Here is an 11,202-nt window from a genome sequence, read left to right as displayed (position 1 = left end):
CTTAAAATCTGTCTCAAATATTGGAGCTATGTCATACTCTTGGAGGAGCTTATGAAACGATCAAAACGATTTATGCTACTTTTCACGGCGATTTTAGCCTTGATTGCCCTTAGCGTCGCAACGATTCAACCGGAAACGGTTACGGCTAGTGCGACGACCACTAAAAAAGTCAAGAAGGCAAAGAAGGTTAAAAAGCATCATTATTTGCTCGTCATGGGACACGGGGCCGGTGATGGTGGTGCTCGGGGAAATGGTACGACTGAAGCAACCGTCATGCGTAAGAAACTGATGCCACATTTGGCAAAATACGCAAAGCAGATTAAGAATAGCAACGTGACTATTTATAATCCAAAACACAATATTGTTCGCGACACCTTAGTTTTCCATAAGGGCTCGTACAAAATCAAAAAAAGCACCACGGTCATCATGTTTCACTTAGATGCACCTAGTGGCCATGGTGGTCACGTGATTATTCACAAGAAACACCCAACCACCCGGGACAAAAAGTTAGCAAAAGTCATCAAGAAGTACGTTGGCCTAAATCCCGCCTATCATGGTTATAGCTACCGAACCAACTTGCGTAACTGCAACGTTCTCCGCCGTCGCGGAATCGACTACAGTTTGGTTGAATCAGGCTTTATCACCAACAAATCAGACTACAAACACTTCAACAAAAACATCGATAAGATTGCAAAGGGCTACGTTGAGGCCATTGCAAACGAAAAAATTAAATAGAACTAAAAACAGTCAGAAAAAAATTCTGACTGTTTTTTAATTCCTATTTAGTCGATTCACGACATCTTTTCCTAATCGATTCATTGCCTTATATTGTTTAGCCTGGTTTCCAGCCTGTGACATCACCACGACTGAATAGACCCCCTGCTTTGTTTTAAACAAGGTCGCATCATTTTGCACTCCTTTGGCTGGGTACTCACCAGTTTTGTTGTAAACCACTGCATGGTTAACCAACTTCGGCAGCTTACTGTGATTCCGACAGTGCCGGAGTAAGGTTAACATTTTGCCATCGTATTTTTTGCCGAGTAAGTCGTGACGATAAGTTTTAGTTAGAAAATTTGTTAAATCCGTAACGGTCGTATAATTATCACCATTTTTCAGTGACCCCAACATAAACCGTTTCAATATCGTGTGGTTAAACCCATATTTTTTTGCAGTGTTCGTCACTCGTTTAAATCCGCCCACTCGCCGAATCAGTCGGTTAGTTGCGGAATTATCGGAATAGCCAATCATTCTTCTCAAATCGGCATTCACCGATTTAGTCAACTTCAGCCGCTTTGATTTCGCCAACTGATATACCGTCAGCATAACGTACACTTTGATGGTGCTGACTGAACGCTGCTTTCCGACTTTGTGATTGCCTGTGGTAACAGACAATTTGTCCCCTGACAAACGGGTAACTTTGACTGACCATTTACCGCCAACTCCCCGCATATCCCGCTTAATCAATTTGGTAATTGCCTGTTGTTGCTTCTTCGTTGAACTCGCATTAACCGTATTATTCCCCACTAAAGTTAACGTCAGCAACGTAACGACTCCGATTATGACGAACCGCGGCACCCATTTTTGTAACTTCATTTTAACTCCTCCTTGAGGATTCAATTATTATCCAAAGCAACGGTGGGTGCAACCAAGGATCTAGTTGCTTTATGAATTGATTTTGGCTTACCATTAACCCATCAATCAGAAAAGAGTTGTTCAATCGTTATGCAAGAATCTGTTAACCAAGCAATTGAGAAAATTTCGCCCTTCAAGGCGCTTTCAAACGAACAAAAGCAATTAAAAGAGACCGTTGAGAAATTCATTATCGCAAACTTGCACGCGGAGCAGCACGCCGTTTTCACGATTCGCGGAGACGCCGGAACTGGCAAAAGCGTCGTCCTGAGTCAGCTTTTCAACGATCTGCAAACTGCCGCAGCAAATGAGAATAGTCCCCTTTACCACACCAAAAATATCTTCCTGGTCAATCATCCTGAACTTTTAAAAGTTTACCAATCAATCGCTGGGGAATTACCCCACATGCTTAAAAAGAACTTTGACCGACCGACGACGTTTATTAATCGGGCAGCTAAAAAGGATGAACACTACGACGTTGCCGTGATTGATGAGGCGCACCTCCTCCTTTCGCGTCCCGATCGTTATAATAATTTTGATCAGGATAACCAACTGATTGAAATTATCAAACGAGCCCAAGTGGTTGTACTTGTTTTTGACGAGTACCAGGTCTTAAAAACAAAGAGCTTTTGGAATCGGGAACGACTCCAAAAAATCGTCGACCAGTACATTCATGCGGAGTACGACCTGCACCGCCAATTTCGAATGCAGGCCAGTCCTGAAATCGTTGACTGGATTAATGCGTTTATTCGCGGAAAGATTAAGCCAATGCCGCAGTCAACTTCTGGAAACTTCGACTTTCGCATCATGGCCGATGCTGAAAAAATGTATCAGCTAATTCGTCAGCATGACCGTGAAGACGGCTTGTCCCGGATTGTTTCGACGACTGGCTATCCATCTACCTTGGATGGTCGCAAACATTATATCGATGAAGGAAAGTTTCATTTGCCCTGGGATCAATATAACTACTCCAAAATACCCTGGGCGGAAAAGCCAGAGACCATCAACGAAGTTGGCTCGATCTACACGGTCCAAGGCTTTGATCTAAATTATGTTGGCGTCATTTTAGGGCCGCCCATCGAATACGTTCCAGAAACGGACGCCGTGACCGTTAACTTAAACAAGGTCACAGATGTTGAGATATTCAAAAAGCGGCCAGACATCACGGATCCCGCAACTCTTGTGCAACTCAAAAAGCAGCTAATTATGAATACACTAAACGTCCTCTTTAAACGCGGCGTCCACGGCCTTTACATTTATGCCAGTCAACCCGAATTAAGAGCCCGCCTAACAGAAAATAAGCTTTAATTACGAATGGCATCATTTAGCTGCTATTTGGCGAAAATAACGTATACTGTTGTTAATCTGAAGTCATTGGAGTGTTAGTGATGTCAAACAATCATGATGAACTCATGGGTCGCAGGGAACTGCGAAACCAGAAAAAGCAGCAAAAACAAACGTATAAATATGATAAAAAGGCAAACAAAAAGAGGAAACACCATCGTTGGCGGAAGTTCTTACTTTGGCTGTTGGTAATTGTCTTGGTGATTGTTGGCTTTAACGTTTGGCGCAATTCTCGTTCTGAATTAACCGGTTCATGGGTCGAAATCAGCAATGCTAATGGTGCAACTTACACCTCTGTCGATGATATTGACAGTCTGAGCACGCTAACCCTAACGAGTGACAAATTCACTTATACCCCTAGCAACGAGCAAACCAGTTCCGTCACCGGAACCTTCCAGGATGAGAGCTCGAATTCTCAAGCTACTTTTGATTCCGACGTAACGGGCTACACCCTTTCTGCAGATAGTGATCAGGTAACGTTCAACAGTAGTAAATCGATTACTGGTTTGGGCAATCAAACTACCGTGACCCTTGTTCGAAAGAACTCCTCAGAATACAAGCAAATTAAATCTAAGATTGAAGCACAAGCTGAAAGTAGCTCAAGCAGTTCAACAGCAGGCTCAAGTTCTAGCACCACCGCTTCCAAAGCAAAGGATAAAATTAGCAGTGCCGTTTCCGGCATCAAGGACAAGATTGAAAGCAACTCGTCCTCAAGTGAAGAATCTTCAAGCGATTTTCCTAATGAGTCTAGCAGTTCAGAAAGTACCACCAGTGATGGAGAAACTAGCGATGGCACCAGCTTTTTAGATCAGATTAAGAACCAGATTCAGGGTTGGCTAAGTGAAGTGGGCAATTAGTGCCTTAACCAATTTAAAAATAGACTGATTCCGAGCATAAAAGAGGTGGCTCAACATCTGATTGATGTTAAGCCACCTCTTTTTGTCTAATTTTTAATTTTTCTTGTCTGTAAGGTCAATTCCTTCAACATGATTTTTTAGGAGAATAACAGCGCCAATCCCACCAACAATGACAATCCCCGCAGCTGTTAAGGAAACAGCTGAGAAGCCTTTGTCATAGGCGTTTACAACGACCTGTTGAAACGCCTTCGCAAATGGTGCCCGACTTAACCGTTCTGAAAATGCGATGCCATGACCAGAAAACGGTCCAGCATCGATTAACGCCTTTTTCAAGCCTGCTAAAGCTTGCGCCGGCATTTTAACACTTCCAAGATGGTTGCTTAAGTAGGCTTCATACTTTGAATCCTGAACGAGTCCCAAGCCTACCACACCAACCGTGGTACCCAACTGACGGAAAACATTTAGTAGACCAGAGGCCATTCCCATTTCACTCGGGATGACACCTTCCATCCCGGTTGTATTTAACAACGGATTGACCATTCCGTTTGTAATTCCGATTAAAACCATCCCCGGCCATATTGCCTTAAAGGATACCGCTGGGCCAACCGCTTGAGCCATCCAAATGAATCCGGCTCCACCGATAAACAGACTAGTGATAATCATCCATTTCTTTGAGTAGCGAGCACCCAAAATCCCAACGACCGGTCCTAATATCAGCGACCAGGCACTCATCACCAGCTGCCGGAGACCCGTTTGAACGGCAGAATAGCCAATGTAATTTTGCATTAGGGCGGTCAAATACGCGTTGTACGCGTACATTGCCGATCCCAATACAAAGGCCACCAGGATAATGCCGATAAAGTGAGCGCGTTTGAACATACTAAGATCGACCATTGGTTGCTTCACGTGCTGCTCAACAATGACGAATATAATCATGAGCACCACTCCGAGTAGTAGCCAACCCATAATTTGGAAACTGGTCCAATCCAGGTGGGGATGACTTTCTTTGACGATTAAGCCGTAAATAATGGCAAATATTCCACCTGCTGAGAGGACCATTCCTCCCAAATCAATTCGTTGACCCTTCCCGTAACTTGGCGTTTCCTTTACGTAAATAATCGTCATGATGACGGCAATAATTCCAACTGGTACGTTGACGTAAAAGATAGAGGACCAGCCGAAATTTTCAACTAGGAATCCGCCAATCAACGGACCTGACGCGGTTGAAATTCCCATAATGGATCCTAAAATTCCAAGTGCCAATCCCCGTTGCTTACCTTCAAAGTTCGACGCCACAAGTGCCATTGACAGTGACATCATTCCTGAGCCACCAATTGCTTGAACGCCTCGTCCAATATCAAGCACCAGTAAATTGGTTGCCATACCATTCACTGCTGATGCAATTACAAATAAAAACATGGATGCCACAAAAATTTTCTTTCGACCAAACATGTCCCCCAGTTTTGACGCAATCAGTAGCGTCACCGCATAGACCAATGTGTATGCGTTCAGTACCCACTGTAAGTTGGTAAACGTTGTATCAAAATCTTTGGCCATTGTTGGCAACGCAACGTTAACGACGGTGACGTCCAGCAATCCCATAAATACACCGAGACCCATCGCCGTTAAAGCTATCCATTGCTTAATTGATGTTTTCTTCTGCATGTTATTCTCCCTCATGTTCCAATTCTTGTCTGTATTCTTTAATCCAACTTTGTTTCGTTTGGCAAATGGAGGTACTAAGGTCTAGCGCTTTAACCGCCATTCTCAAAGAGGCCACGTTCCCATTTTTAGTTTGGATTTGTTTCCTCAAATGTGCCTGGTCTCGTTGATAAAGTGTGAGATCCGATTGAACTGCCGCCGCGTAATCATTCAGAATTTGTTGTTGGGTTTGCTTATCCACACCAACCATTCCCCGAAATTTAAAACGGTAGGTGGATTCTCGTTTGGCATCATTCGCGACAGGTAACCGCATGAGCTCTTGAAAATGTTGCTCACCCAGTTCGGTAATGTGGGCCATTTTCTTATTCCGCGGCTCCCCAGACTTTTCCGTCACCAAAATGTCGCCATTCTCTTCGAGCCGATTTAATAGCGGGTAAATGACGCCATTTGAAATTTCTCGACGGGGCACCAGACTACTTTCTAGTACCTGTCCAAGCTTATAACCAGACATATCCCGATTTCTCAAAATGCTCAATATTAGTAATTCGTACATCGTTTCCCTCCATATGTCGTTACGACTTATCGATTATAGGTCGTTCCGACATATTATGCAAGCTTTTTTCTCAAAAAAATAAGAAGACCTGTGATAGCGTCCTCTTAATACAATCTTTATTTATAAGCTTAACACTTTGAAAATTTTCTAAAGCCTGTCTGTCCTGCTTTTACCTCCCACTAATGTTGACGTTTCTTTTTTCCAGCTAATCCAAACAAGCTGAGAATTGCCATTAGGCTTAATCCAAGTATCGTCATTTCCTTATTCTGACTCTCATCGGTTTGAGGAAGTTTCTGGCTTGATTGGGCTGAGGATCCATCCGTTTTGGCTTGGTTAACACCATGCTCCATACGGGTTACTGCTTGATGAGTTGTTTGTTCTTCGTCAAGCTTAGAATGGTTTGATAATTTATCATCAACACCACTCGTGTTAGCAGCACTACTGTCCTTACCACTTTCACCAGTGTCATTGTCGCCTGGGATAGTGCTGTCTCCACCAGGATTAGAATTGTCGCCACTTTCACCTGGTTCGGAATTTACTCCATCTCCTGGTTCTGTAGTGGATCCACCGCCTCCCGTAACAGGATCAGCTATATAAGTGACCGTAATCGTTGTATTTTCAGGGACAACTCCTTGATCAGTAATAATTGCTTCTGGAGATTCCATCGCTACTTTGGCTATGTCCACCGTATATCCAGTTAAAGTTGGCGTAGTTACTTCATAATAAACGCCTTGAGGAGTCCACGCGGTCTTCCCAGTAGTCGTATTGGTAACTGCCTTGTACCAAACTTTTTCCACAACATCAGTTGGATTGAGTGTTCCGGCACCTGTGTAATGAATCGTTCGCGTAACAACAATTTCGTCAACTGTCGGATTACCGTTTCCCGTATTATGGTCGATATTGTCAGTTGGGGTGTACTTAATCTCAAATGACACATCAGTTGGCTGTGTGGTTGTCTCTGAAACGGCTGTTGCGTCACTATTGTCAGAGTAGTCAGCCGTAAAACCAGAAATAACTGGCGTGTTAACTACTGCATACTGGTTATTTGGCGTGTAGACCGTGGCTCCAGTGGCGAGATCAGTATCTGTGGTCCATGTCACATCACTGCTTGCTGAAACTGGCGTTCTTCCACCGGCTCCTATATACGTGGTCGTTAAGGTTGTGGTTCCAGTAAACCCATCCGGCAACGTTGTACTGTGCTTGTGAACTAAGTGAATTACCACGTTGTCATCTGTATTTTCTCCAGCTAACAACGTCGTTGTCACGGTCGCAGCCTGTCCATCTGCTAATTGATACCCAGTTGGAACGTCTGCCGTAACGGTTTCAACATCATCGGTCTTACCACTTAAAGTTCCTACTTCACCAACTGTGGCACCTTCGTCGTCATCATCAACGTAGGTCACTGTTGCGCTGGCTGGATCCCCTGTGTAAGTGAATACAATATTTTGTCCAGCTTCAGTCAATTCAACCGAATTATTGTCGCTCGTTAGTGTGTATCCTGAAATGGTTGGGGCTGATACTTCATCTCCAACAAATCCATCATCAACCGTAGTTGGATCATTTGGATAAATAGTATTGCTAATATACTCACCATCTTGATTAACAACATCAACAGTGTACGAAATCTTTTGTAATGTCTTAAGACTAATTTGCGAGGTTGATGTTACCAAAGCACCACTGGCATTGGTCGCAAATGTTTGAACAGCTTCCTGATGATAATCTCCATCATCCGTTGCACTAGTTACTTCAATTGGTAAGTCTGCTTTTACCGCAGAGCTGCCTTCTAGATTCGTGGTTTCAAGGACGACTGCTTTCACAGTTGACCAATCAGTAATTTGGTCAGCGGGAACTAATCCTAAACTATCAAAATCAGAGATGTTTGAGATGCTAGCAGTGTCTATAGCACTAGTACTATACAACAAAGTCCCATTATCGGTTGCATCACCCGCACCCGTCATTTGTAAATAAGGACCCACATTAAATACTTGATAGGCATTTGCATAGGTTATTGAAGAACCATTATTGATAAATAGTTCAACACTTCCATCTTTACCATTATTTAAATCAGTATTCTTGAAAGCAGCTGACGTGCCGGCTACATCGCTAGAATCATAGTTCAAATAGTCGCTATCTGCATCAGACTTAATACTTGCAACTGGATCAAACGTTTGTGGTATAGCAGTCTGCCATAATGATGACTTGTAATACGTATAAAGTGCACCATTATCAATGGTCCAATCCGTATCAGTTACTTGATCAGCCACATTAGTAAAGTAAGTAGTGTCACGATAGACTACTGAAACTAGATTTTCGGGAGAGGTAATAAAAACGTTTCCATTGGCCAAAGTAGGATCAATCGAAACAGTATCTCCAGCTACCAGGTTATTTTTTACAACATAGTTAGCAGTAAAGTGAATCAATGGCGAATCACCAGTGCCTGTCCAATCAAGTTCGTAAACTTCGCGACCATCTAAATCCGCCAACTTTGTAACCTTAACATCATTGTAGTCTGTGTCTGTAGTATCAAAAACAAATGGATTATCACTATCGAACACTGTATTGTCAGGCGCAACTACATAAACAATTGGTTCAAAAGGAGTAGGATCATTTTCTGCACCATTAAAGGTTGCCTTCCCCATATCAATTTTATAAGTTCCCGTAATCTTATCACCGCTACTTAAAACAGTAGAGGGTACGGTATACGTAATTGAGTCTGCACTTAATGCAGAAACCGGCACATTCGTAAGTGTCTGTGTATTTGAATTAGTTGCATCGGAAGTGTTATCAGTGACTGTATATGTCAATGTATCTCCCGAAGTCAAGCTACTACCATCATCATAAGTATCTGCCAATGATCCTAAAAGCCAAAGTGCATAGGTATAATTATTATTTTGAGCAAAAGTTCCATCTACACCATCACCAGGATCAAGTGCTGTCGACATCACGTTAATTGTCGCAATTCGAGCTGTATTGCCAAACGAATATGTGTCACCCATCCCGACTGTATCGGTATAAGTCTGCCCATTTATATCAGTAGCTGTAATTGTAAACTCTGTACCTGTTTTAAAATTACTTGAAGGAGCCTGGATACCGGTAATACTCATACCATCTGGCAACGTAACGGTATAATCAACTCCAGTTTCATAATTACTGTTATCTTTTACACTAATGTACCCCATACCACCTTTGTTGACGCCAGACGTGTCAGACCCAATCAAAAGGGTATTAGATTTGTTTTGACTCCCTAATATATAAGAGGTGCTATAGTTTTCTGTCGCTAAAGTGTCACTCATTGCAGTTGAAGCACTCGTTGTAATTGTTTGGCCCATGAGTGTTCCAGTTAACGTTGCATTTCCTGTGGCAGTAACCGTTCCAATAGTTCCATCTGCATAACTACCTGCTAAATAAAGATTAAAGTCATCTAAATAATCGCCGTCTGGTAAGGTCACCAAAATGTCACAACCTGTACCATCGGGTTGCGAAAAGATCAAATCACTATTCTTTGCCAAACCAGTAGTACCATTTTCTCCATTAGAAGAACTTGAAAGTAAACCAGAATCAGCCGTATTTAAAATAAAGCCTGCTGGCACAGGAATCGTAACCACCGCATTAGTAAGTTGGGTACGATACCCATTGCCCACTTGCCAGCCATTTCCATCATAATCTGCGGCTCCAAGTCGAATCCGATAACCGTATTCTTCTCCAGCAACAATATTAGGAGAATCTGCCTCAGTTGGAACAACCCGTTTAATTTCTTTAATGATTGAATATTGGGTTGGGTTAGTCAACGTAACCGCCATGCTATTATCTGTAACCCCATTCTTAGAAACTGTCACATCAACAACAGTCCCATCTGGAATTTGGGCCTGGTTTTGTTTAAGTGCAGATGCTGTTAAATCGACAATATCAAACTCCACTTTATAGCTCACAACTGCGGTGGTCGTACCATCATATGTAAAGGTAATTACGTTGCCATCTTGAGCACCGCCATCATCAAATCCCGTAATGTTAAATTCATCTGGTAGGGAAACAGTAAAAGAGTCCCCCGGATTAAAAGTTCCGCTAAAGGTTAATGTTTGAACTTCGCTTGGTGCTGGCTTGCTACCATTTAGCTCATCGGCATCTGCAAGATTAATCGTTGCTACCTCGGTGGTAACACCATTTAAAGCCACAGTAATAGACTGAGCCAAAGTTGTCTCATCCGCCAAAACAGCATCACTTAAAGTTAACATTCTCGAACTCGCCTTGAATACAGTCGCTTTAGCTGACTGACCGTCAAAGGCTACATCAACATTTGAGCTATCAGCTTTGATATCCGTATTATCAACAGCTTTTTTATCTATATTGTCCAGCGTATCCGCATTAGTATCAGCCTTTGTATCACTATTGGTATCAGACTTTACGTTTTCTGAATCAGATGTTGTTTTCTTTTCTGAAGTCGTGCCCGCATCACTGGAATCTGTCGTATTTTCATCGGCAGCTTTATTTTGTACCACACTTCCACTCTGGTTAGAAGATGAACCAGATTCTGTAGTTGAACTGCCAGCTGAATCTTCATTTTTTTCATCAGAAGAACTCGTTTTTTGCACACTAGATGAACTTGAACTAATAACCGCTGTATTCGATTCATTGTTTGATACCGAACTGTTGTTGGCCACTGAACTAGAAGATTCATTATTCATTTCACTTGTACTTGCATTTACATCTTGAGAACCAAAAAGAACCATCGACCCAAACGTCATAAGTGTAATCCCAGCAAACACCCATCTACGCCCTACTTTGTACATTTTGTAATGTTCTTTCACATCACTATTGGCTTTAACAAAATTGTTCCCTCTCAAATTTGTTACCCCCTAATTTTATATTCAATTTGTAGTTAATCCCTCTATAAATAAAAGATCATGTTAACGGTTTCATTATATAACAAAATAACAAATAATAAAACATTTTCAGCCTAACTGTTTGATTACAATTATCTACACCGACAATTAGTATATTAGCATTCAAAAGATAAAGCTAATCATATGTATAACAATTACGACTGGTTCATCTCATTAACAATAATCTGTGAAAGCTTGAAAAGGATGTCACCCAAATGGATGACACCCTTTTATTAGTATTTTTTCTAGTTCCAGCCTTTTACGTTTATTTTTCTGA

Annotated in this window: 7 protein-coding genes; 3 read left to right on the top strand and 4 right to left on the bottom strand. The window is 42.1% G+C overall.

The annotated features are described in order from the left end of the window. The first annotated feature begins 51 nt into the window (after positions 1-51). Positions 52-735 (top strand): N-acetylmuramoyl-L-alanine amidase, encoded by a 684-nt coding sequence (locus FD44_RS04745; RefSeq protein WP_010619535.1) that lies wholly within the window; start codon positions 52-54, stop codon positions 733-735. Positions 736-771: 36 nt separating this feature from the next. Here FD44_RS04745 and FD44_RS04740 read toward each other — a convergent pair whose 3' ends face one another. Next, a complete protein-coding gene (locus tag FD44_RS04740) occupies positions 772-1,593 on the bottom strand; it encodes a serine hydrolase (protein WP_010619534.1) in 822 nt (273 codons plus the stop codon). A 129-nt stretch (positions 1,594-1,722) separates the two neighbouring features. On the opposite strand from FD44_RS04740, the gene FD44_RS04735 reads away from it, so the two are divergent. Together FD44_RS04735 and FD44_RS04730 are read left to right on the top strand one after the other, a co-directional pair. Further along, positions 1,723-2,937 (top strand): DUF2075 domain-containing protein, encoded by a 1,215-nt coding sequence (locus FD44_RS04735; RefSeq protein ID WP_010619533.1) that lies wholly within the window; start codon positions 1,723-1,725, stop codon positions 2,935-2,937. A gap of 80 nt (positions 2,938-3,017) precedes the next feature. Beyond that, positions 3,018-3,830, top strand: coding sequence for a hypothetical protein (locus FD44_RS04730; RefSeq protein ID WP_010619532.1), 813 nt, complete (start codon positions 3,018-3,020; stop codon positions 3,828-3,830). 93 nt (positions 3,831-3,923) lie between these two features. Here FD44_RS04730 and FD44_RS04725 read toward each other — a convergent pair whose 3' ends face one another. From FD44_RS04725 to FD44_RS04715, 3 genes are all read right to left on the bottom strand, one after another. After that, entirely contained in the window at positions 3,924-5,495 is a 1,572-nt protein-coding gene (locus FD44_RS04725; RefSeq protein WP_010619531.1) for an MFS transporter, read from the bottom strand. Between the two features lies 1 nt (position 5,496). Continuing rightward, entirely contained in the window at positions 5,497-6,045 is a 549-nt protein-coding gene (locus tag FD44_RS04720) for a PadR family transcriptional regulator (protein WP_010619530.1), read from the bottom strand. 179 nt (positions 6,046-6,224) lie between these two features. Then, positions 6,225-10,886: a KxYKxGKxW signal peptide domain-containing protein gene (locus FD44_RS04715; protein ID WP_056973810.1), complete on the bottom strand. Its 4,662-nt coding sequence runs from the start codon at positions 10,884-10,886 to the stop codon at positions 6,225-6,227. Positions 10,887-11,202 lie beyond the last annotated feature (316 nt).

Origin of the sequence: Secundilactobacillus malefermentans DSM 5705 = KCTC 3548, from assembly GCF_001436395.1 — a bacterium.
GTDB classification, from domain to species: Bacteria; Bacillota; Bacilli; order Lactobacillales; family Lactobacillaceae; genus Secundilactobacillus; species Secundilactobacillus malefermentans.
Note: the sequence above shows the minus strand (reverse complement) of the source record. Positions and strands in the feature narration are given on the sequence as shown.

Coding starts and splice junctions, on each gene's coding strand:
- FD44_RS04730 (WP_010619532.1), top strand. CDS start 3,018: ATGTCAAACAATCATGATGAACTCATGGGTCGCAGGGAACTGCGAAAC.
- FD44_RS04735 (WP_010619533.1), top strand. CDS start 1,723: ATGCAAGAATCTGTTAACCAAGCAATTGAGAAAATTTCGCCCTTCAAG.
- FD44_RS04745 (WP_010619535.1), top strand. CDS start 52: ATGAAACGATCAAAACGATTTATGCTACTTTTCACGGCGATTTTAGCC.
- FD44_RS04725 (WP_010619531.1), bottom strand. CDS start 5,495: ATGCAGAAGAAAACATCAATTAAGCAATGGATAGCTTTAACGGCGATG.
- FD44_RS04740 (WP_010619534.1), bottom strand. CDS start 1,593: ATGAAGTTACAAAAATGGGTGCCGCGGTTCGTCATAATCGGAGTCGTT.
- FD44_RS04720 (WP_010619530.1), bottom strand. CDS start 6,045: ATGTACGAATTACTAATATTGAGCATTTTGAGAAATCGGGATATGTCT.